This window comes from Aromatoleum evansii (assembly GCF_012910805.1).
Taxonomy (GTDB): Bacteria; Pseudomonadota; Gammaproteobacteria; order Burkholderiales; family Rhodocyclaceae; genus Aromatoleum; species Aromatoleum evansii.
In genome coordinates, this window is sequence record NZ_WTVK01000012.1 from 59117 (window position 1) to 82033 (window position 22917).

The 22917-nt window shown below is 67.1% G+C and carries 19 protein-coding genes and 1 tRNA gene; 10 read left to right on the plus strand and 10 right to left on the minus strand.

Translation table 11 applies throughout. The features are described from left to right. Positions 1-343: 343 nt before the first annotated feature. Both GO615_RS07940 and GO615_RS07945 read left to right on the plus strand, forming a co-directional pair. Positions 344-1678, plus strand: coding sequence for a hemolysin family protein (locus GO615_RS07940; protein ID WP_169126736.1), 1335 nt, complete (start codon positions 344-346; stop codon positions 1676-1678). 45 nt (positions 1679-1723) lie between these two features. Further along, positions 1724-4414: a cation-translocating P-type ATPase gene (locus GO615_RS07945; protein ID WP_169126738.1), complete on the plus strand. Its 2691-nt coding sequence runs from the start codon at positions 1724-1726 to the stop codon at positions 4412-4414. Between the two features lie 154 nt (positions 4415-4568). Here GO615_RS07945 and GO615_RS07950 read toward each other — a convergent pair whose 3' ends face one another. The 3 genes from GO615_RS07950 to GO615_RS07960 all read right to left on the minus strand — a co-directional run bounded on the left by GO615_RS07950 (position 4569) and on the right by GO615_RS07960 (position 6026). Continuing rightward, on the minus strand, positions 4569-5234 hold the full coding sequence (locus tag GO615_RS07950) for a Bax inhibitor-1/YccA family protein (protein ID WP_169126740.1): 666 nt from the start codon (positions 5232-5234) through the stop codon (positions 4569-4571). A gap of 41 nt (positions 5235-5275) precedes the next feature. Beyond that, entirely contained in the window at positions 5276-5623 is a 348-nt protein-coding gene (locus tag GO615_RS07955; protein WP_169126742.1) for an HPF/RaiA family ribosome-associated protein, read from the minus strand. A 318-nt stretch (positions 5624-5941) separates the two neighbouring features. Then, positions 5942-6026 (minus strand) — tRNA-Leu (locus GO615_RS07960). A 48-nt stretch (positions 6027-6074) separates the two neighbouring features. Here GO615_RS07960 and queA point away from each other — a divergent pair. From queA to GO615_RS07990, 6 genes are all read left to right on the plus strand, one after another. Beyond that, positions 6075-7112 carry a tRNA preQ1(34) S-adenosylmethionine ribosyltransferase-isomerase QueA gene (gene queA / locus GO615_RS07965; protein WP_169126744.1) on the plus strand — a complete coding sequence of 346 codons (1038 nt, stop codon included), beginning with the start codon at positions 6075-6077 and terminating at the stop codon, positions 7110-7112. Continuing rightward, positions 7102-8214, plus strand: a complete 1113-nt coding sequence (gene tgt / locus GO615_RS07970; protein WP_169126746.1) for a tRNA guanosine(34) transglycosylase Tgt — start codon at positions 7102-7104, stop codon at positions 8212-8214. The genes queA and tgt overlap by 11 nt, the downstream gene beginning before the upstream one ends. Before the next feature lie 235 nt (positions 8215-8449). Further along, a complete protein-coding gene (yajC, locus tag GO615_RS07975; protein ID WP_169126748.1) occupies positions 8450-8776 on the plus strand; it encodes a preprotein translocase subunit YajC in 327 nt (108 codons plus the stop codon). 84 nt (positions 8777-8860) lie between these two features. Then, the gene (secD, locus tag GO615_RS07980) at positions 8861-10720 is read left to right on the plus strand and encodes a protein translocase subunit SecD (RefSeq protein WP_169126750.1); all 1860 of its coding nucleotides are present in this window, start codon (positions 8861-8863) and stop codon (positions 10718-10720) included. A gap of 38 nt (positions 10721-10758) precedes the next feature. After that, positions 10759-11688 (plus strand): protein translocase subunit SecF, encoded by a 930-nt coding sequence (gene secF / locus GO615_RS07985; protein WP_169126752.1) that lies wholly within the window; start codon positions 10759-10761, stop codon positions 11686-11688. 19 nt (positions 11689-11707) lie between these two features. After that, positions 11708-12328, plus strand: coding sequence for a MarC family protein (locus GO615_RS07990; protein ID WP_169126753.1), 621 nt, complete (start codon positions 11708-11710; stop codon positions 12326-12328). Positions 12329-12440: 112 nt separating this feature from the next. On the opposite strand, the gene GO615_RS07995 is transcribed toward GO615_RS07990, so the two are convergent. Both GO615_RS07995 and purB read right to left on the minus strand, forming a co-directional pair. Continuing rightward, entirely contained in the window at positions 12441-12758 is a 318-nt protein-coding gene (locus GO615_RS07995) for a DUF2322 family protein (protein WP_169126754.1), read from the minus strand. An 89-nt stretch (positions 12759-12847) separates the two neighbouring features. Continuing rightward, complete coding sequence (gene purB / locus GO615_RS08000; RefSeq protein ID WP_169126755.1) at positions 12848-14215, minus strand: adenylosuccinate lyase; 1368 nt, start codon at positions 14213-14215, stop codon at positions 12848-12850. A 108-nt stretch (positions 14216-14323) separates the two neighbouring features. Between purB and apaG the strand changes: the two genes are divergently transcribed. Beyond that, the gene (apaG, locus tag GO615_RS08005; RefSeq protein WP_169126756.1) at positions 14324-14707 is read left to right on the plus strand and encodes a Co2+/Mg2+ efflux facilitator ApaG/CorD; all 384 of its coding nucleotides are present in this window, start codon (positions 14324-14326) and stop codon (positions 14705-14707) included. A gap of 9 nt (positions 14708-14716) precedes the next feature. On the opposite strand, the gene GO615_RS08010 is transcribed toward apaG, so the two are convergent. From GO615_RS08010 to secA, 4 genes are all read right to left on the minus strand, one after another. Next, positions 14717-16303 carry a PAS domain-containing sensor histidine kinase gene (locus GO615_RS08010; protein WP_169126757.1) on the minus strand — a complete coding sequence of 529 codons (1587 nt, stop codon included), beginning with the start codon at positions 16301-16303 and terminating at the stop codon, positions 14717-14719. A 78-nt stretch (positions 16304-16381) separates the two neighbouring features. Beyond that, the gene (gene argJ, locus GO615_RS08015; protein ID WP_169126758.1) at positions 16382-17620 is read right to left on the minus strand and encodes a bifunctional glutamate N-acetyltransferase/amino-acid acetyltransferase ArgJ; all 1239 of its coding nucleotides are present in this window, start codon (positions 17618-17620) and stop codon (positions 16382-16384) included. 84 nt (positions 17621-17704) lie between these two features. Further along, entirely contained in the window at positions 17705-19252 is a 1548-nt protein-coding gene (locus GO615_RS08020) for an HDOD domain-containing protein (protein ID WP_169126759.1), read from the minus strand. A 92-nt stretch (positions 19253-19344) separates the two neighbouring features. Further along, the gene (gene secA / locus GO615_RS08025) at positions 19345-22071 is read right to left on the minus strand and encodes a preprotein translocase subunit SecA (RefSeq protein ID WP_169126767.1); all 2727 of its coding nucleotides are present in this window, start codon (positions 22069-22071) and stop codon (positions 19345-19347) included. 167 nt (positions 22072-22238) lie between these two features. Between secA and GO615_RS08030 the strand changes: the two genes are divergently transcribed. Continuing rightward, a complete protein-coding gene (locus tag GO615_RS08030) occupies positions 22239-22673 on the plus strand; it encodes a DciA family protein (protein WP_169126769.1) in 435 nt (144 codons plus the stop codon). A gap of 46 nt (positions 22674-22719) precedes the next feature. Here GO615_RS08030 and GO615_RS08035 read toward each other — a convergent pair whose 3' ends face one another. Continuing rightward, complete coding sequence (locus tag GO615_RS08035) at positions 22720-22908, minus strand: hypothetical protein (protein WP_169126771.1); 189 nt, start codon at positions 22906-22908, stop codon at positions 22720-22722. Positions 22909-22917: the final 9 nt, after the last annotated feature.

The following is a 22917-nucleotide window of genomic DNA, read 5'->3' on the forward strand; positions in this document are numbered from 1 at the left end:
ATCATGCTGAAATCCAGCACACAGGAAGGAGTAGCGGGGTCTGCATGAACTCCGCGCTATGGGTAGTCGAAATTCGCCTCATCCGCGCCACAGGCCCCGCCTGACGAGCCATCCGGGCGCGTGCGCCCGCACCTCGCCGGGTCGATGTTGCCCTGCGCCCCCTGCCATCCCACTCGCCCGGGCACTCCCGCTGCCCGCCAGCCCTGCGCACCGCCGGCACTCCCTCCCGACCAGCGTTCGCGCGCGCCCTGCCGCGGCGCCGGCGCACCAATCGGTCTTCCGCGCACATCCGGCGTCCGTGCCGGCACGCAGCGCGCGCCCCTGTCACGCATAGCCCGCGAAAATGGAAATCATCGTACTCATTGCCCTGATCCTGCTTAACGGGGTCTTCGCCATGTCCGAGATTGCCCTCGTCACGGCACGCCGTGCACGTCTGGCACGCCTCGCCGAAGATGGCGACGCCGCTGCGGTCGTCGCGATCAAGCTCGGCGAGGAACCGACGCGCTTCCTGTCGACGATCCAGATCGGCATCACCTCGATCGGCATCCTCAACGGCATCGTCGGCGAAGCCGCCCTCGCCGCGCCGCTCGCGATGTGGCTGCAGGAACTGGGCCTCGCGCAGCGCCCAAGCGAGATCGGCGCGACCGTGCTGGTCGTCGTCGTCATCACCTACGTGTCGATCGTCGTCGGCGAACTCGTCCCGAAACGCATCGGACAGATCAACCCGGAAGGGATCGCGCGCCTCGTCGCGCGGCCGATGAACGCGCTCTCCGTCGCATCGCGCCCCTTCGTGCGCTTGCTGAGCTGGTCCACCGCGCTGCTGCTCACGCTGATGGGCAAACGCGACGAGGCCGCCCCCGGCGTCACGGAAGAAGAAATCCACGCCCTGCTGGAGGAAGGTTCCGAAGCCGGCGTCATCGAGAAGAACGAACACGAGATGGTGCGCAACGTCTTCCGCCTCGACGAGCGCCAGATCGCCTCGCTGATGGTCCCGCGCTCCGACGTCGTGTGGCTGGACATCAACCTGCCGCTCGACGACAACCTCGCGCGCATGGCCGAATCCGAGCACTCGCGCTTCCCCGTGTGTCGCGGCGGCCTCGACGACATCCTCGGCATCATCTCGTCGAAACAGCTCTTCAACCAGACCCTCAAGGGCGGCACGCCCGACCTCACCAAGCAGCTCGAACCCGCGATCTACGTACCCGAGTCGCTCACCGGCATGGAACTCCTCGACCAGTTCCGCGCCTCCAGCACCCACATGGTGTTCGTGATCGACGAGTACGGCGAGATCCAGGGCGTGGTCACGCTGCAGGACGTGCTCGAAGCCGTCACCGGCGAATTCCGTCCGTCCAGCCTCGACGAGGCGTGGGCGGTGCAGCGCGAGGACGGCTCGTGGCTGCTCGACGGCATGATCCCCATCCCCGAGCTCAAGGACCGCCTCGAGATCAAGGCCGTTCCCGAAGAAGACAAGGGCCGCTACCACACGCTCAGCGGCATGGTCATGTGGCTGCTCGGCCGCATCCCCCACACCGGCGACGTGACGACCTGGGAAGACTGGCGGCTTGAAGTCGTCGACCTCGACGGCAAGCGTATCGACAAGGTGCTCGCGACGCGCCTCGTCGAGATCTCCGCCGAACAGGAAACCCCCTCGCAGGCCGACACGCCGCCCTCCGAATGACGGCAGCGCGGCACCCGCCGCGCTCCGCGCGAGGATACTCCGGCGATGAACACTGAAACGCCCTGGCACACCCGGTGGCACACCTTCGGCCGGGCCGCCACCGCGGCCGCCCTCGAAGTCGCCCCTGAGCACGGTCTCTCTGGCACGGATGCCGCCGAGCGCCTCGCGCGCACGGGCGAGAACCGCCTCGCCGAGGCACCGCCACGGCCCGCCTGGCTCAAGTTCCTCGACCAGTTTCGCAGCTTCCTCATCGTCGTGCTGATCTTCGCCGCGGGACTGGCCTGGGCGATCGGCGAGCTCAAGGACGCGCTCGTCATCCTCGTGGTCGTCGTCCTCAACGCCAGCCTCGGCTTCTGGCAGGAGCACCGCGCCGAACGCACGCTCTCGGCGCTCAAGGACATGCTCGCCGCACGCGCCCGCGTGCGCCGCGACGGCCGGCAGATGGAGGTCGACGCGACGAGCCTCGTGCCCGGGGACGTCGTCCTGCTCGAGGCCGGCGACCGCGTTCCCGCCGACGGACGCCTGATCGCCGCCCACAACCTCGAGGTCGACGAAGCGGCACTGACGGGCGAATCCCAGGCCGTCGGCAAGATCACCGACACGCTGGACACCCCCGAGCTCGCCCTCGGCGACCGCGTGAACATGCTCTACATGAACACCGTCGTCACCCGCGGCCGCGCGGAAATGCTGGTCGTCACGACCGGCATGGCGACCGAGATGGGCAAGCTTGCCGGCATGATCGCCAGCACCACCAACAGCGAGACCCCCCTGCAGCGCCAGCTCGACGTCCTCGGCAAGCGCCTCGCGCTGATCGCCGGCATCGTCGTCGCCGTGATCTTCGCGCTCGATGCCGCGCGCGGCCTGCCCTGGGTGCAGGCGACGATGACCGCCGTCGCCCTCGCCGTCGCCGCCATCCCCGAAGGACTACCCGCGGTCGTCACCGTCACCCTCGCCATCGGCATGTGGCGCATGGCACAGAACGGCGCCATCCTGAAGAAGCTCGCCGCGGTCGAAACCCTGGGCTCGACCACCGTCATCTGCTCGGACAAGACCGGCACCCTCACGCTCAACCAGATGACCGCCCGCGCCGGCTGGTTCGCCGGCTGCCGCTTCACCGTGGACGGCGAGGGCTATCACGCCGCCGGCCGCATCTGCGGCGAAGGGCTGGCCGACCTGCACCCCCTCCTCATGCCGATGGCGCTGTGCTCCGATTCCAGCGTGCGCGAGGCGACCCTCGTCGGCGACCCCACCGAAGGCGCGCTGTGGGTATTGGCGCAGAAGGGCGGCGTCGATCCGCAGGCCGAGCGCGAACGCATCCCGCGCATCGCCGAGATCCCCTTCGACTCGGCGCACAAGTTCATGGCGACCTTCCACCACCGGGGCGATCGCGTGGAGATGTGCATCAAGGGCGCCCCGGACGTACTGCTCGCGCGCTCTTCCGCGTGGGCCGCGGGCGCAGCGGAAGGCACCGGCGCCCTCCCGCTCGACGACGAAATGCGCGCCACGATCGCCGCCGAGAACGAGCGCCTCGCCGGTCAGGCGCTGCGCGTGCTCGCGGTCGCACGACGGGACATCCCCGCTCGCGACTTCGACCCGGCCGGCGACCTGTGGGTCTGGGCGCGCGACTGGACCTTCGTCGGGCTCGCCGGCCTGATGGATCCGCCGCGCGCCGAAGCCGCGGCAGCGATCCGGCGTTGCCGCCAGGCCGGCATCCGCGTCAAGATGATCACCGGCGACCACAAGGCCACCGCCGCCGCGATCGGACGCGAACTGGGCCTGCAGGGCGAGGTCGTAAGCGGCGCCGAACTCGACGCGATGGACGATGCTGCGCTGGCCCGCCGCATCGACGCCATCGCGGTCTTCGCGCGCGTGTCGCCGGCCCACAAGGTGCGCATCGTCAAGGCGCTCAAGGCCGACGGCCACGTCGTCGCCATGACCGGCGACGGCGTGAACGACGCGCCCGCGCTCAAGGCCGCCGACATCGGCATCGCGATGGGCATCACCGGCACCGCGGTCACGCGCGAAGCGGCGACGATGGTGCTCACCGACGACAACTTCGCCACCATCGTGCGCGCCGTCGAGGAAGGCCGCGTCATCTTCGACAACATCGTCAAGTTCGTGCGCTTCCAGCTGTCAACCAACATCGGCGCCATCCTCACCGTCCTCGCGGCCACACTCGCCGGCCTGCCCTCGCCCTTCACGGCGATCCAGCTGCTGTGGATCAACATCATCATGGACGGCCCCCCGGCGATGACGCTCGGCGTCGAGCCCGCGCGCCCCGGCATCATGCGCGCGCCGCCGCGCCCGCAGGCCGCCCATATCCTGACGGCACACCGCCTCGGCCGGCTCGCCCTGTACGGCGCCACGATGATGGCCGGCACGCTGTGGCTGTTCCACTCCGCACTCGACACGCACGGCGAGCAATACGCGCTCACGCTGGCCTTCACGACCTTCGTGCTGTACCAGTTCTTCAACGTCTTCAACGCCCGCAGCGAATACGGCAGCGCCTTCAACCGCCAGTTCCTGCGCAATGCCAGGCTGTGGCTGGCGCTCTGCGGCGTCCTCGCACTCCAGCTCATCGTCGTCAACTGGCCGCCGGCGCAACAGATCTTCGGCACCACCGCGCTCGCAACCGAGGACTGGCTGCGCTCCGCACTGGTCGCCTCCAGCGTCCTGCTGCTCGACGAAGCGCGCAAGCTGCTGCTGCGAATCTCGCGAAGAACGCGTTCGGCGTAGCCCGGGACATCCCCGTGGAAGCGGCTTCAGCCGCGAAGGGGCCGCCCCACTTGCGACACCGCCGATTCGCGGCTGAAGCCGCTCCCACAAAAAAACGGGGCGACCCGCAGGCCGCCCCGTTCTCCTTGCCCGAGCCCTGCCTGGGCGCAAGGGATCAGTCGTCGTTCATCACCCCCAGCAGGTGCAGCAGGCTGGTGAAGAGGTTGTAGATCGACACATACAGCGTCACCGTCGCCATCACGTAGTTCGTTTCACCGCCGTGGATGATGTTGCTGGTCTCGTACAGGATCAGCCCCGACATCAGCAGCACGAACATCGCGGACACGGCCAGCGAGAGGCCCGGCATCTCGAAGAACACCGCGCCGAGGCCGGCGAGGAAAGCGACGAGGATGCCGACGGTCAGGAAGCCGCCCATGAACGAGAAGTCCTTGCGCGTCGTCACCGCATAGGCCGACAGGCCGAGGAAGATCGCCGCCGTGCCGCCCATCGCCTGCATCACGATCTGGTGACCGTTGGGCAGCGCCAGGTACTTCGACACGATCGGCCCCAGCGTGTAGCCCATGAAGCCGGTCAGCGCGAACACGAACAGCACGCCCAGGCCGCTGTCGCGGAACTTGGTCGTCAGGAACAGCAGGCCGAAGTAGCCCACCAGCGTGATGATCAGCCCCGGATGCGGCAGGCCGAGCGCCATCGAAAGCCCCGCGGTCGCGGCGGAGAACGCCAGCGTCATCGACAGGAGCATGTAGGTGTTGCGGATGACCCGATTGGTCGAGAGGACCGAGGCCTCCGAGCGGGTCATTGTTGCGATACGGTTTTCCATCGAGCGATTACCTCCTTTGTTCGAATTTTGAGTGAAATCCATCAGGCGCCGGCCGGCACCGCGTCGGGCAGGAAGTCACGCACGATGCGACGCTGGCGTTCGAGCCGGCGCGCCAGCACCTGCGATACGCGGTCGGCCGCGCGGTCGATCGCGGAACGTGCCTCGACTTCGGTGATCGCGAAGATCACGTCGGGCAGGTTGCGCAGGCGTAGTTGTACCACGCAACGCTTATCCACGCCGCCCCGCGGCCCATTCACGTCCGCCACCTTGATCCGCGCCCACTTGATCTGGTCGCGGAAGCGGCCGATTGCGAATTTCATCCGCCGTGCGACGTACTCGCGCAGACCGGCAGGGGGTTCGACACCGTTACATTGCAGATCGATTCGCATTGCACCATCTCCTTCGTGATGAGCCGGCATACCAGCCCGCAAATGAAGTATGGACACGCCACAGCTTCCGAAAAAGAAGATCCGAAATGAACGATGCTCAGTTTTTTTCGAACTTGAAATTATCCGCCCGGGCTGCCGAGGCTGCGCGGCCGCAATGTGGCGCGCAGGGAATGCGCTCGAAGAGATCCCGACGCAACTGCGCCGCACGGACGGGGTGGCGGATCGGAAGCTACGGGGAGGGGGCTCGCGGCGGACTTTGGCGACCGGCGAACTCTGCTAGAATCCGCGACCTTGCTGCGCTTTCCGCTGAAGAAAGACTGGTGCCGGGAGTGGGACTCGAACCCACACACCTTGCGGCGGCGGATTTTGAATCCGCTGCGTCTACCGATTCCGCCATCCCGGCACGGGAAGCGCCGCATTATCCATGAAAGCCCCAGCCAGCGGCAAGCGCATGTCACTTACTCTCGACGACTTCGACTACCTGCTCCCCCCCGAACAGATCGCCCAGGCGCCGCTTGCGGAACGCTGCGCGAGCCGCCTGCTCGTGCTCGCCGGCGATGACCTCGCCGACCGCGGCTTCTGCGACCTGCCATCGCTCGTCGAGCCCGGCGACCTGCTCGTCTTCAATGACACGCGCGTGATCCATGCGCGCCTCTACGGCGTCAAGGAGACCGGCGGCCAGATCGAAGTGCTGATCGAACGCGCGATCGGCCCGCACGAGGCGCTCGCCCAGGTGCGCTCGAGCAAGTCGCCGCGCGCCGGCGCGCGCCTGCGCCTGGCCGACGCCTTCGACGTCACGGTGCTCGGCCGCGCCGGGGAGTTCTTCCATCTGCGCTTCCCCGAGGACGAAGACCTCCACGAACTGCTGGAAAAGCACGGCAAGCTGCCCCTGCCCCCCTATATCGACCGCGCCGCGGACGACCACGACGAATCGCGCTACCAGACCGTCTATGCGCGCGAGCCCGGCTCGGTCGCGGCACCGACCGCCGGATTGCACTTCGACCAGCAGATGCTCGCCGATCTTGCGCGCCAGGGCGTGAACGGCGCCTGGGTCACCCTGCACGTCGGCGCCGGCACCTTCCAGCCGGTACGCGTGAACGACCTCGGCGAGCACCACATGCACCGGGAACGCTACGTGATCCCGCAGGAAACGGTCGATGCGATCGCGAGGACGAAGGCCGCCGGCAAGCGCGTCATCGCCGTCGGCACCACCAGCCTGCGCGCGCTCGAAGGCGCCGCACAGGACGGCGATCTCGGCCCCGGCGTGGGCGAGACCGAGCTTTTCATCCTGCCCGGCTACCGCTTCCGCGTCGCCGACGCCCTGATCACCAACTTCCACCTGCCGAAGTCGACGCTGCTGATGCTCGTGTCCGCCTTCGCCGGCATGGAGCCCATCCGTCGCGCCTACGCCCACGCGGTGCGCGAAGGCTACCGATTCTTCAGTTACGGGGATGCCATGTTCATCACCCGCCGCAACGATGCAATTTGACCTGATCACCCAGGATGGCGCCGCCCGCCGCGGCCGCCTCACCCTCGCCCACGGCGTCGTCGAGACGCCCGTCTTCATGCCGGTCGGCACCTACGGCACGGTCAAGGCGATGACGCCGGCCGCGCTCGACGACATCGGCGCGCAGATCTGCCTCGGCAACACCTTCCACCTATGGCTGCGTCCCGGCCTCGAAGTCGTGGCCGCACACGGCGGCCTGCACGGTTTCATGGGCTGGAACAAGCCCATCCTCACCGACTCGGGCGGCTTCCAGGTGTTCAGCCTGGGCGCACTGCGCAAGATCAGCGAGGAGGGCGTGAAGTTCGCCTCGCCGATCGACGGCGCGAAGCTGCTGCTCACGCCCGAGATCTCGATGCAGATCCAGCACACGCTGAACTCCGACATCGTGATGATCTTCGACGAATGCACGCCCTATCCCGCGACGCGCGACGAGGCGGCCAGGTCGATGCGCCTGTCGCAACGCTGGGCGCGGCGCTCGCGCGACGAGTTCGACCGCCTTGGCAACGCCAACGCGCTGTTCGGCATCGTGCAGGGCGGCATGTACGAGGACCTGCGCGACGAGTCGCTGGCCGCGCTCGAGGACATCGGCTTCCACGGCTACGCGATCGGCGGCCTGTCGGTCGGCGAGCCCAAGGAAGACATGGAGCGCATCCTCGCCCACACCGCCCCGCGCCTGCCGCAGCACAAGCCGCGCTACCTGATGGGCGTCGGCACCCCCGAGGACATCGTCGCGGGCGTCGCGGCCGGCATCGACATGTTCGACTGCGTGATGCCCACGCGCAACGCGAGAAACGGCTGGCTGTTCACGCGCTTCGGCGACATCAAGATCAAGAACGCCATCCACAAGCAGGACACCCGCCCGCTGGACCCCTCGTGCGACTGCTACACCTGCCGCAACTTCAGCCGCGCCTACCTGCACCACCTGCACCGTGCCGGCGAGATCCTCGGCAGCATGCTCAACACGATCCACAACCTGCGCTACTACCAGGTCCTCACGGCGGAGCTGCGCGCAGCGATCGCCGCGGGCGAATTCGACGCCTACCGCGGACGCTTCCGCAGCGAGCGCAGCACCGGCACGCAGTGACGGACCGGGCGCCCGCCTGCTTGCCCGCGGGTGGCAACTTCCCCGTGGGAGCGGCTTCAGCCGCGAATCGGCGGTATCGCACGCAGCGTGGCCCATTCGCGGCTGAAGCCGCTCCCACACTAGACCGCGCCCGGCAGTTCGTGCGCTCGCGCTGCGCCCGCTTCCGCTTGCCACAGGCGCGCGAAGCCCTGCTGCTATAATCGACCGCTTTAAGCAACCACCCGGAGTCTCACCCGTGTTCATTTCCAACGCATACGCCCAGGCCGCGGCCGGCGGCGACCCCACCGGCGGCCTAATGGGCATGCTGCCGCTGATCCTGATGTTCATCGTCCTGTGGTTCCTGATGATCCGCCCGCAGATGAAGCGCGCGAAGGAACACAAGGCGATGGTTTCCGCGCTCGCGAAGGGTGACGAGGTCGTCACCCAGGGCGGCATCGCCGGCCGCGTGACCCAGGTCGGCGACAACTTCCTGCGCATCGAGGTCGCGGACAACGTCAATATCCTCGTGCAGAGCCAGGCCGTCGCCACCGTGCTGCCGAAGGGCACGCTGAAGACCCTCTGAGGTTCCTCGCGCGGGGCGTACCGGCCGCTTGCCCGCCCCGCGCAGCAATGACCTGCCGCATCCCCTTTCCAGCCCATCCAAGTCATGAACCGCTATCCGCTCTGGAAGAACATTCTCATCGGTCTGGTCCTGTTCTTCGGCCTGATCTACACCCTTCCCAACTTCTACGGTGAAGTGCCCGCAGTTCAGGTCTCCAGCGGCAAAGCCACCCTCAAGCTCGACGCGTCCCTCAACGGCACGATCGAGCAGGCGCTACGGGACGCGGGCATCGAGCACACCGGCCTGTTCAGCGACACCAACAGCGTCCGCGTGCGCGTCGCCAGCACGGACGTCCAGCTGCGCGCGAAGGACGCCATCGAGAAGCGCCTTAACCCCGATCCGCGCGACCCCTCCTATGTCGTCGCGCTGAACCTCCTGTCCGCCTCGCCGAACTGGCTCACCTCGATCAATGCGCTGCCGATGTACCTCGGCCTCGACCTGCGCGGCGGCGTGCACTTCCTGCTCCAGGTCGACATGCCCGGCGCGATCACCAAGCGCCTCGACGCGACCGCCGCCGACCTGCGCACGCTGATGCGCGACAAGAACGTTCGCCACGCCGGCATCACACGCGAAGGCAACAACGTGCTGCTGCGCTTCCGCGACGCCGAGCAGCGCGAAGCCGCCCGCAAGGCGATCTCCGCCAGCACCGCGGACCTGCAGCTCACCGATCGCGACGACGCATCGGACGACCTGAAGCTGGTCGCGACCCTGGGCCAGAACGCGCAGAAGAACATCCGCGACTTCGCGATCAAGCAGAACATCACCACGCTGCACAACCGCATCAACGAGCTGGGCGTCGCCGAGCCGGTGATCCAGCAGCAGGGCCTCGACCGCATCGTCGTGCAGCTGCCCGGCGTGCAGGACGTCGCCAAGGCCAAGGACATCCTCGGCCGCACCGCAACCCTCGAAGTGCGCCTCGTCGACGAGACCCCGGGGGCGCTCGAAGGCGCCCTTGCCGGCAGCGTCCCGCTCGGCACCGAGCTCTACAACGAACGCGGCGGCTCGCCCATCCTGGTGCGCAACCAGGTCGTGCTCACCGGCGACCGTCTCACCGACGCCCAGCCCGGTTTCGACGGCCAGACCAACGAGCCCGCCGTGCACCTCACGCTGGACGCCGCCGGCAGCCGCATCTTCCGCGACGTCACGCGCGAGAACGTGGGCAAGCGCATGGCCATCCTGCTGATCGAGAAGGGCAAGGGCGAGGTCGTGACCGCGCCGGTGATCCGCACCGAGATCGGCGGCGGGCGCGTGCAGATCTCGGGCCGCATGACGACCCAGGAAGCGAGCGACGTCGCGCTGCTGCTGCGCGCCGGCAGCCTCGCCGCCCCGATGGAGATCATCGAGGAACGCACCGTCGGCCCCAGCCTCGGTGCCGAGAACATCGCCAAGGGCTTCCACTCGACGCTGTGGGGCTTCGTCGCGATCGCGATCTTCATGAGCGTGTATTATATGCTGTTCGGCCTGGTGTCGGTGATCGCGCTCGCCGCCAACCTGCTCCTGCTCGTCGCCCTGCTGTCGCTGCTGCAGGCGACGTTGACGCTGCCCGGCATCGCGGCGATGGCGCTGACCCTGGGCATGGCGATCGACGCGAACGTGCTGATCAACGAACGCATCCGCGAGGAACTGCGCAACGGCGTCTCGCCGCAGGCGGCCATCCACGCCGGCTACGAGCGCGCCTTCGACACGATTCTCGACTCCAACATCACGACGCTCATCGCCGGCATCGCGCTGCTGGTGTTCGGCTCCGGGCCGGTGCGCGGGTTCGCGGTGGTGCATTGCCTGGGCATCCTGACCTCGATGTTCAGCGCGATCCTGATCTCGCGCATGCTGGTGAACCTCCTCTACGGCCGCCGCCGCAAGCTCGAATCGGTATCCATCGGGCAGATCTGGAAGCCGGGCAACTGACCGCCGCGCACGCACAAGGCTGAATAGAAGGCTGAATCATGGAATTCTTCCGCATCAAGAAAGACATCCCGTTCATGCGCCATGCGCTGACGTTCAACATCATCTCGTTGATCACGTTCGTGCTGGCGGTGTTCTTCCTCGCGACGCGCGGCCTGCACCTGTCGGTGGAATTCACCGGCGGCACGCTGGTTGAGGTTGCCTACGCCGAAGCGCCGCAACTGGAGCCGATCCGCAGCGCGCTCGCCACCAGCGGCTACCCGGACGCGCAGGTGCAGAACTTCGGCAGTTCGCGCGACGTGCTGATCCGCCTGCCGAACCGCGAGGATCTCGACACCACCAAGGTGTCCGAGCGCACGATGGCGACGCTGCAGGCCGTGGGCGGCGCCCCCGAGTTGCGGCGCGTCGAATTCGTCGGCCCGCAGGTCGGCAAGGAGCTCGCGTCCGATGGCGCGATGGCGCTGCTGCTGGTGATCTTCGGTATCGTGGTGTACCTCGCGATGCGCTTCGAGTGGCGCTTCGCGGTGTCCGCAATCATCGCCAACCTGCACGACGTCGTGATCATCCTGGGCTTCTTCGCCTTCTTCCAGTGGGAATTCTCGCTGCCGGTGCTGGCAGCGGTGCTAGCGGTGCTCGGCTACTCGGTCAACGAGTCGGTCGTCGTCTTCGACCGCGTGCGCGAGACCTTCAAGAAGAAGCGCGGCATGACCACGCCGGAAGTGCTCGACCACGCCATCACGTCGACGATCTCGCGTACCGTCATCACCCACGGCAGCACGCAGATGATGGTGCTGGCGATGCTGCTGTTCGGCGGCGAGACCCTGCACTACTTCGCGATGGCGCTGACCATCGGCATCCTGTTCGGCATCTATTCCTCGGTGCTGGTCGCCGCCCCGCTGGTGATGTGGCTGGGCGTCTCGCGCGAGCAGTTCATCAAGCCCAAGAAGGAAAAGGAAGAGGCGGTCGTCTGACCTCTTCCCCTGCCCGGCGATGAACGAGTTCCTGCAGGCCTTCGTCAGCCTTCTGGCGATCACGAACCCGATCATCGCCGCACCGATGTTCCTCGGCATCGTCGCCGGCATGTCCGTCGCTGCACGACGCCGCGCGGCCGGCCAGGCGGCGATGGCCGTGCTGGCCATCCTCGCCGGGGCTGCCATCGGCGGCCGCTACATCCTCGAACTCTTCGGCATCTCGCTCGACGCCTTCCGCACCGCAGGTGGGCTCGTCATCATCCTCGTCGGCCTCGACATGCTGCGCGGCAGCCCGAGCGGTATCCAGCGCGACGAGGCTTCGCCCGAGGACGCCGAGGACCGCATCGTCGTGCCCTTCGCGATGCCGCTGGTCGCAGGCCCGGGCGCGATCACGACCGCGATCACGTTGTCGGTCGCCTACCCGTCCCGCCTCTACCTGCCGGTCGTCGCGCTGCTCGCGTCGGTCGCCACCGCGGCTGTGCTGTGGGCGACGCTGCGCCTCGCGCTCGTGCGCCAGCGTCTGGCCACGCCGCGCGTCGAGCGCATCTTCACCCGCTTCATGGGCCTGATCCTGGTCGCCATCGGTTTCCAGATCGGCATGCTGGGCATCCGCGATTTCTTCGGCCTGGGCGGCGCCTGAAGCGCGCCGCAGGTATAAACCCGGAAGACCCGATACCGTTCGGGCTGAGCCTGTCGAAGCCTTGGCAGGGCCCTTCGACAAGCTCAGGGCGAACGAAGCTCCAACTTCCGGCTCACACCGCGAACACCTGCTTCACGCGCAGCGCCTCGCCGCGCTCGATGACCCCGATCAGCCGGTCGATGTTCGGATGCTTGCCCGGATTCAGGCGTGCGTCCTCGGTGTGCTCCGCATACAGTTCCAGCCCCTTCTTCGCCGCTTCGCCGTTGATCGAGCCATAGAGCTGGGCAAGGTGGTTGTACACCGCCAGGGAGCCTGCCTGCCCCGGCTTGTTCTCGATGGTGGCAACGGTCGCGCCCTCGGCATCGAGAAGATTGAGGGCTGCGAGGTGCGATATCTTGGGCAGTTGCTTGAGATTGTCGGCAAACGCCATTCCTGTTTCCTTTCCAGTATTGCAATGGAAACGCCACCCGCAGGTGGCGTTCGTTGTCGCAGTCCGTGCCGGCCGCGGCCGGCCGGCGCTCAGATGCGCTTCGCGAGTTCGGCAGCCTTGCCGACGTAGCTCGCGGGGGTCATGTCGAGCAGGCGCTGGCGGTCCGCCTCGGGAATCGCCAGGGTACGAACGAAATCCTGCAGCGCCTCGCGCGTGATGCCCTTGCCGCGGGTCATCGCCTTCAGCTGCTCGTACGGGTTCTCGATGCCGAAGCGCCGCATCACCGTCTGCACCGGCTCGGCGAGCACTTCCCACGCGCCGTCGAGATCGGCCGCGAGGCGTGCCGGATCGGCTTCCAGCTTGTTCAGTCCGCGCAGGCAGGAATCGAGCGCCAGCACCGTGTGGCCGAAGCCGACGCCCATGTTGCGCAGCACGGTCGAATCGGTGAGGTCGCGCTGCATGCGCGACACCGGCAGCTTTTCGGTGAAGTGGCGCAGCACGCCGTTGGCGATTCCGAGGTTGCCCTCCGCGTTCTCGAAGTCGATCGGATTGACCTTGTGCGGCATCGTCGACGAGCCGACCTCGCCCTCCTTGAGCTTCTGCTTGAAGTAGCCGAAGGAGATGTACATCCAGATGTCGCGGCACGCGTCGATGAGGATCGTGTTGGTGCGCGCGATGGCATCGAAGAGCTCGGCCATCGCGTCGTGCGGTTCGATCTGAATGGTGTAGTGGTTGAACTCCAGACCCAGCGATTCGATGAAGCGGCGGTTGAAACCTTCCCAGTCGAAGGCCGGCCAGGCCGACAGGTGCGCGTTGTAGTTGCCGACCGCGCCATTGAACTTGGCCGTCAGCGACACCGCGGCGATGGCGGCGCGCGCACGCAACAGGCGTGCGGCGATGTTGGCCATCTCCTTGCCCAGCGTGGTCGGGCTGGCCGGCTGTCCGTGCGTGCGCGAGAGCATCGGCAGGTCGGCGAGCAGGTGCGCGAGTTCGCGGAAGCGCGCGATCACCTTGTCGAGCACGGGCAGCAGCACCGCGTCGCGGCCTTCGCGCAGCATCAGCGCGTGCGAGGTGTTGTTGATGTCTTCCGAGGTGCAGGCGAAGTGGATGAACTCGGACACCTTGGTGACTTCGGCGTTGTGGCCCAGACGCTCCTTGAGCCAGTATTCCATCGCCTTCACGTCATGGTTGGTGGTCGCCTCGATGGCCTTCACCGCGGCGCTGTCAGCCGGCGAAAACTTCGCGACGACACCATCGAGTTCCGCCACCGTCGCGGCCGAGAACGGCGCGATCTCCGCCAGCCCCGGCTCGCCCGCCAGGGCCTTGAGCCATTCGATCTCCACGCGCACGCGATTGCGGATCAGACCATGCTCGGAGAAGTGCTCGCGCAGAGCTGCGACCTTTTCGTGGTAACGGCCGTCGAGCGGGGAAAGAGCGGTCAGGGGCGAAACGGACATGGCGGTATTTCCGGACAAAAGTGCTATTTTAACCTCCTGCGCCGCCTTCGCGTGTTCCACGGTCCCGAACGTGCCCCGGACGACGGCGCCCACCAGAGAGACCCGTCAATGAGCGAATCGGAAAAATACCGTATCAAGGTGACCGCGGTGGCGGAATACGTCCCCGGCCAGTCCGCGCCGGAAGAAGACCGCTACGTGTTCGCCTACCACATCACGATCACCAACGTAGGCACGGTCGGCGCACAACTCCTGAGCCGCCACTGGATCATCACCGACGGCGCCGGCAAGGTGCAGGAAGTGCGCGGCCAGGGCGTGATCGGCGAACAGCCGGCGCTAGCCCCCGGAGAGCAGTTCAGCTATTCGAGCGGCTCGGTTCTGGAAACCCCGGTCGGGACGATGCAGGGCAGCTACCAGATGGTGGCTGCGGACGGGCACCGCTTCGACGCCGAGATTCCGACCTTCGTGCTTGCGATGCCGCGCGTGCTGCACTGAGGCACGCCGCTACGCGGCAGCGCCCTCCTGGAGCAGCCGCACCGGCAGGACGACCTGCACCGCGGTGCCCTTGCCGGGCTCCGATTCCACGCGGACATGACCGTCGTAGAGGTGGGTCATGGTGTGCACGACCGCCAGCCCCATGCCGGTGCCTTGCCCGACATCCTTGGTCGTGAAGAAGGGTTCGAACAGTTTTTCGCGGTGCTCGGGCGCAATGCCGACGCCGACGTCGGTGACCGTGATCGCGACAAAATCGCCACGGAACTCGTGGCCACAGGAGTCGCAACGCTGCACGCCGGCGAAGGACTCGCGGCGGGCCGTCAGCCGGATGGTGCCGATGCCCGCGATCGCGTCGCGCGCATTGATCAGCAGATTCATCATGATCTGATGAAGATGCGCCGGATCGACGGACAGGCGCGGCAGGCCGGCATCGAGATCGGCAACCACCGCGAGCGTGTCGGGAAGCGTCGCGCGCAGCAGGCCGACGGCCTCGCGACCGATCGCGGCGAGCTCGGCGCTACCCGGCTGCACCGCGCCGCCGCGGCGGAAGCTGAGCAGCTGCTGGATCAATTCGCGCGCGCGCTGGCCGGCCGCGCGGATCTCCTCGATGTACTTCACCACGCGTGCCTGGCCGCCTTCCTGCTTGAGCTGTGTGGCCGCAAGCTGCGAATAGCCGAGGATCGCGGCGAGCACGTTGTTGAAGTCGTGTGCGATGCCGCCGGCCAGCGTGGCGACGAGCTCCATGCGCTCGAGGCGCGCAACGCGTTCGAACAATTCGTGCCGCCGGCGCTCGTCTTCGCGCAGCTGGGTGATGTCTTCCTTCAGCGCAACGAAATGCCGCACTTCACCGCTCTCGTCGCGCACCGGCGACACGGAAACCGCCTCGCGGATGAGCCGGCCGTCGCGACTGCGATTGGACATCTCGCCACGCCAGGTCTCGCCGGCGAGAATCGTGCGCCACAGACCCGCGTATTCCTCCTCGGTCGTTTCGCCGGACTTGAAGATGCTCGGGCGCGCGCCGATCAGCTCCGCTTCGGAGTAACCGTAGGCCCGGCAGCAGGCGGGATTCACGTATTCGATACGCCCGTCGCCGTCGGTGATGATGACCGAGCAGCCTGACTGAGCGATCGCTTCGGCAAGCGTCCGGTTGCGCGCCTCGCTCGCCCGCAGCGCGTCTTCCGCACGTTTGATCGGCGTGATGTCGGCAAAGCTGGTGATCACCGAGGCGATCCGCCCCGCCGCGTCGGCAATGGGCTGGCTATTGACCTGGATCCACACCGGGTCCTGTCCCGGATGGGCAATCCCCATTACGACGCCACGCTGCGGCAGGCCGGTGCGCAGCGTGACCATAGCCGGATGCTGATCCGGCGGACAGGGAGAACCATCCTCGTACAGGAAGTCGACCGGCAGGTTCTCGGGGGTATGCCCTTCGAGCTCGGCGGCGGACAGGCCGTAGATCTGCTGCGCCGTGCGATTGCACGCGGTGATGCGGCCTGCGCCGTCGCGCACGACCACCCCTTCGAGCATGATGTCGAACAGGGGCGAGAGGTCTTCCTGACCCCGCGATTCGCGCATTGACTGCTGATAGTCTGCCATCTTGATCCGGGTCGAGCCGCTCTCCGGATTATACGTACAGCATAGCAATGCAGCCAGTGCGCGATTTGCGGCCGAACATCAGCTGCGGTAGTCGGCGTTGATCTTCACGTAGTCGTAGGAAAAATCGCAGGTCCACACCGTGGCGCGCTCGAGGCCGCGCCCGAGATCGACGCGTACGGTGATCTCCGCTTCCTTCATCACCCGCGCTCCCGCTTCCTCGCGGTACGTCGCCGCCCGACCGCCGTCCTCGGCGACCAACACCTCCTCGCTGGCGCTGGCGAGCCATACGCGCAGTCCGCTCACGTCCAGGTCGTCGATGCCGGCATAACCGATCGCGGCGAGGATGCGCCCGAGGTTGGGGTCGGAGGCGAAGAAGGCGGTCTTGACCAGCGGCGAGTGGCCGATCGCATAGGCGACCTTGCGGCATTCCGCACGGTCCTTGCCGCCTTCGACGGCGATCGTCATGAACTTGGTGGCCCCTTCGCCGTCGCGCACGATCGCCTGGGCGAGCCGGATCGACACGTCGACGATCGCTTCGCGCAGCACGCGGAAGTCCTCGCCCAGGGGGTCGTTGATCTCGGCGTTACCGGCCTTGCCGGTCGCGATGATGATGAAGGAGTCGTTGGTCGAGGTGTCGCCGTCGACGGTGATGCTGTTGAACGACAGGTCCGCCGCCTCACGCGCAAGCGCGTCCAGCAGCGACTGCGAGATCGCCGCGTCGCAGGCGAGGAAGCCGAGCATCGTCGCCATGTTCGGCTTGATCATGCCCGCCCCCTTGCTGATACCGGTCAGCGTGACCGTGCGCCCCGCGATCGTCACCTGGCGCGACACAGCCTTGGCGATGGTGTCGGTCGTCATGATCGCATGCGCGGCGTCGAACCATCCATCGGCACGCAGATCGGCCTGCGCGGCGGGAAGCCCGGCCACCAGGCGATCGACCGGCAGCGGCTCGAGAATCACGCCGGTCGAGAACGGCAGCACCTGCTCGGCAGCGATGCCGAGCAGCCCGGCCACGGCGGCGCAGGTGGCTCTCGCGTTCGCCAGCCCCTCTTCGCCCGTCCCCGCGTTCGCGACGCCGGTATTGATGACGAGCGCACGCATGTCGCCGCCCGGCAGGTGATCCTTGCATACCTGCACCGGCGCGGCGCAGAAGCGGTTGAGCGTGAACACCCCCGCCACACGGCTGCCAGGGGCCACTTCGATGAGGGTCAGGTCGCGACGGTTCTGCTTGCGGATCGCGGCTTCGGCAACCCCGAGGCGGACGCCTGCGACCGGGCGCAGTTCAGCGGCAACCGGGGTCGAGAGGTTAACGGGCATGACGGGTCTCCATCGGGCACAGGCGGCGGGTACCGCCCTTGGTTAATCGGATGTCGGCAAGCTCATCGGCAGCGAGGCCACGCATCATCCGTTCTGGCGGGACGACGAGGCTGCCGTGACGGCGAGCGAGACTTGCTGCGCAAACAGCTGGAAAGCTTCGAAACGTTCGTCATCGACCCCTTCCGCGGCGTGGGTGCGGTCGGCATAGAAGAGGCCGATCGGGCGACCCTGCGCGAGGATGGGCGCGATGCAGGCGTTGGCGGCATCGGCCACCTGCTGCAGGCGATCGAGGCGGATCCCGGGCGGCGTCTGGCCGGGGCCGAAGCGCATCGCGCGCGGGTTGCGGAAGAATTCGTTGAACAGATCGCCGGGGGTGCCGTCGAGCGAGAAGATGAACGCCTGCCGCAATCCCTCTGCACTGCCACCGAGCGCCGTCTTGCCGATGAGTTGCAGTCGGTTCGGCGACAACAGCGCGAACAGCACGCGGTCGAAGCCCACGCCGCGATAGATCCCTTCGAGAACGAGTTGCAGGATTTCGTTGAGGTTCGCACCCGCTGCGATGCGGCCGGAGATCTCGCGCAGGATCCTGAGCTGGAGATGGGGGTCGGGCTCCATCGCGAGGATTTCGACCACCTCGGGCTCGACGGGCTCCACGACTCCTGCAGCGGGCGTCGGTCGCGGAATCAGCTCGCCCACTTCGGCAGCACCGAAATATCCGGCGATGCGTGCCGCCTCGACACTATTCGCGGCAAGCTCCTCGCGCATCGCCTCGGACGAAAGTCCGGCAAAGGTCGCCAGGCCGCGAACGATTTTTTCAAGGCCCGGGCTGTCCCACCCGTTCTCGACTTCTGCCGCAAAGCGGTGGGCAAAGTGGATGGCCTGCTCGGGCACGCTTGCGCGAGTGCTGCCATCGAGCACGGACTGAAGCAGCGGACCGAGCTTCCACTCGCGCGCCAGCCCCTGCGAGAGCTGGCGCAAGCGAAAGCCGAGCACGCTCATCTGCGCCTCGTCGTCGGACTGCCCGGCGGCGAGAGCCTCGTCCAGCCGCTGTGCGAGCTTGCCGCCGAAGCACCAGAACGCCATCTCGCCAACCCGGGACAGCAGCGCGGCGATGAAGACTTCTTCGCTGCGTCCGTCACGTCGCAGCGCGGCCAGAGCGCGCGCCTGAACCGCCGCATGGAACACGCGCGCCATCTCGGTCACGACACGCTGCCGGATGCCGCCGGTCAACAGGGCATCGATCACGCGGATCGCAACCGCGATCTCGGCGACGGCATTGAAGCCGAGCACGACAATGGCGCGGCTGATGGTGCTCACCGCCTGGCGCGAAGGGTTGTACAAGACGCTGTTGGCGAGCTTGAGCACCTTTGCGGTCATTGCCGCGTCCTGCAGGATGGCCTGGGCAAGCTTGCCGGTCGGGGATTTCTCATCCTCGGTGACGGAATGGATCAAGGCCACCGTCGCACCGAGGGCGGGCATCTCCTGGTCGCGGATGAAAGCGACCCACTCCCCGAGTCCGCGCGGCTCGCGCTCCGCCGGCGCGGCGGCATCGGCCGGAACGCCGAGTTGCAGCTCGGGAAACAGCACGGACTCGCCGGGGCGCCTGCCCTTGGGATCAGCCGGCCCGGTCATGCGCGAAAACGCTCCACGCAAAGCCAAGAACGGCCCGCGCGGGGCCGTTCAGGGATGCGGCGGAAAAGGGTCGTCGGGCCGCCCATCCTGCCTCAGCTCAGCTTGCCGTGGCAGTGCTTGTACTTCTTGCCGGAGCCGCAGGGGCAGGGATCGTTGCGCCCGACCTTCGGTGCTTGCGCAACGGCAGTGCCGCCCTCCTGCGCCTGCGCGCCGGCGCCAAGCGCCTCGTCGTAGTCGGCGTGGTGATACTGGACGTTGTCCAGCTCGGGCGGAGGACGCTCTGCCTCCTCAAGCTGCGACTCGGTGCGGACCTGCACCGTCATCAGCAGCTTGGAGACTTCGCTGCGCACGGACTCGAGCAGGCCTTCGAAAAGCTCGAAGGCCTCGCGCTTGTATTCCTGCTTCGGGTTCTTCTGCGCGTAGCCACGCAGATGGATGCCCTGCCGCAGATGGTCGAGCGCTGCCAGGTGCTCGCGCCAGTGCGTGTCGAGGCTCTGCAGCATCACGTCGCGCTCGAACTTGTGCCACGCCCCCGCGTCAACCTGCGCGATCTTCGCTGCGTAGGCCTCGTCGGCCGCGCCGAGGATGCGCTTGAGGATGGTCTCGTCGTCGAGATTCGACTCCGCCTTCAGCCACTCGCCCACCGGGAGGCGGAGCTGGAATTCCGCCGCGAGGGCCTGCTCCAGCGCGGGAATGTCCCACTGCTCCTCGACGCTGTCGACCGGCACGTAGATGCGGAAGGCGTCATGCAGCACGCCCTGGCGCATGGCGTGGATGGTGTCGGAGATGTCCTCGCTCTCGAGCAGCTCGTTGCGCTGCTGGTAGATCACCTTGCGCTGGTCGTTGGCGACGTCGTCGTATTCGAGCAGCTGCTTGCGGATGTCGAAGTTGCGCTGCTCGACCTTGCGCTGGGCCGACTCGAGCGAGCGGGTCACCATCGCATGCTCGATCGCCTCGCCCTCGGGCATCTTCAGCCGCACCATGATCGCGTTCAGGCGTTCGCCGGCGAAGATCTTCATCAGCGGATCCTCGAGCGACAGGTAGAAGCGCGAGCTGCCCGGGTCGCCCTGGCGACCGGCGCGACCGCGCAGCTGATTGTCGATGCGGCGCGATTCGTGCCGCTCGGTGCCGACGATGTGCAGGCCGCCGGCCGCGAGCACCTGCTCGTGCAGCTTCTGCCATTCCTCGCGCATCGCGGCGATGCGGGCGTCCTTCTGCTCCTGCGGCAGCGCATCGTCGTCGCGGATCGCCGCAAGCTGGCGCTCGATGCTGCCCCCGAGCACGATATCGGTACCGCGGCCGGCCATGTTCGTTGCGATCGTGATGACACCGGGGCGGCCCGCCTGCGCGACGATCTCCGCCTCATGTTCGTGCTGCTTCGCGTTGAGCAGCTGATGCGGCAGCTTCTCGCGCTGCAGGAGTCCGGAGAGGAATTCGTTGATCTCGATCGAGGTCGTGCCGACAAGCACCGGCTGGCCGCGCCCGACGCACTCGCGGATGTCGGCGATCACCGCGTCCCACTTTTCCTTCGCGGTGCGGTACACCTTGTCGTTGTCGTCGCGACGCTGCATCGGCCGGTTGGTCGGCACCACCACCGTTTCCAAGCCGTAGATCTGGTGGAACTCGTAGGCTTCGGTGTCGGCCGTGCCGGTCATGCCGGCGAGCTTGCCGTACATGCGGAAGTAGTTCTGGAAGGTGATCGAGGCGAGCGTCTGGTTCTCGGCCTGGATGCGCACGCCTTCCTTGGCCTCGACCGCCTGGTGCAGGCCCTCGGACCAGCGGCGGCCGGCCATCAGGCGGCCGGTGAATTCATCGACGATCACCACCTCGTTGTTCTGCACGACGTAGTGCTGATCTTTGAAATACAGCGCGTGCGCGCGCAACGCCGCATAGAGGTGATGCACGAGCAGGATGTTGCCCGGGTCGTACAGGCTCGATCCCTCCGGCAACAGTCCCATGCGGGTAAGGATCTGCTCGGCGTTCTCATGGCCCTGCTCGGTGAGGAGCACCTGGCGCGCCTTGAGGTCCAGCGTGTAGTCGCCGGGCTTGGTGACTTCCTCGCCCTCGCCTTCCTGCTGGATGAGCACGGGGGCCACCTGGTTGAGCTTGAGATACAGCTCGGTGTGGTCCTCGGCCTGGCCAGAGATGATCAGCGGCGTGCGCGCCTCGTCGATGAGGATGGAGTCCACCTCGTCGACGATCGCGAAATTGAGCCCGCGCTGCACGCGCTCGCTGGTGGAGTACACCATGTTGTCGCGCAGGTAGTCGAAGCCGAACTCGTTGTTCGTACCGTAGGTGATGTCGGCGCCGTAGGCGGCCTGCTTTTCCTCGTGCGCCATGCGCGACAGGTTGCAGCCCGTGGTCAGCCCGAGGAAGCCGTAGATGCGTCCCATCCAGTCCGCGTCGCGGCTGGCGAGGTAGTCGTTGACGGTCACGACGTGCACGCCCTTGCCGGTCAGCGCGTTGAGGTAGGCTGGCAAGGTGGCGACCAGCGTCTTGCCTTCGCCGGTGCGCATCTCGGAGATCTTGCCGTTGTGCAGCACCATGCCGCCGATCAGCTGGACGTCGAAGTGGCGCATGCCATGGACGCGTTTCGCAGCTTCGCGCACAACCGCGAAGGCTTCCGGCAGCAGGCTGTCCAGGCTTTCGCCGTTCGCGACGCGCTGCCTGAATTCGTCCGTCTTGGCCCGCAGGGCCTCGTCCGTCAGGGCCGAGATCGTCGGCTCCAGGGCATTGATGGTGCGTACCGTCTGGGAATACTGGCGGATGAGGCGGTCGTTGCGACTACCGAAAATTTTCTTGAGCAGGCCGGAAATCATGTGGGTATCTGGTGGGACCGATTCGGCAAAGGGGGAAGTTTAGCATGCCGACCGCAAGCCCCCGCAGGGGAAGCGGCGACCGGCCGCCCGAGCAGGCGGTAACAGCGCGCTTGCGGCCCGGGCACGCGCGACCTAACATCGGGTAGCACTCCGACTACGGCATCACCATGACCCAGCTCATCCAGCGCTTCCTGGGCACCGGCGACGCGCTCGCTCGCCTGAAGGACCATGCGGCGCGCCTGATGCGCCTGCAGGCCCTGCTCCAGCAGCACCTCCCGCCCGCGCTCTCGGCGGCCTGTTCGGTCGCCAACCTGAAGGGCGACACGCTGGTGCTGCTCGCCAATGGCGGTGCCGCGGCCGCGCGCCTGAAGCAGATCGCGCCGTCGCTGGTCGAGCAGTTCGCGGCGGCGGGGCTGCCGATCAAGACAGTGCAGGTGAAGGTGAAGGTGCTGGAGACACGCGAGGAAAGGCGCCCGCCGCCGCATCGCACGATCTCGGAAGGCGGCAGCCGCAGCATCGAGGACTTTTCGGCCACGCTGCCGCCCGATTCGCCGCTGCGCGAGTCGCTCGAGCGCTTGGTGCGGCGAAGCCGCCGCGACTGATTTCCGGGCGCACGATCACGCGTCCGCTGCTGCGGACGGGCGACGGCTACACGATCGGGACGAACACGCGTTCGAGCGCGAACAGCGCGAGGAACACGAACAGCACGACGATGCCCGCCCGGAAGCAGTTCCACGCCCACAGGCGGTACTTGGGATTGCCGGTGAGCAGCCACGCGACGAGCGACCCGCCGATGCCGATCACCGAAAGCATGGCGAACAGGCGGATCAGCAGCATCGCAGCGTA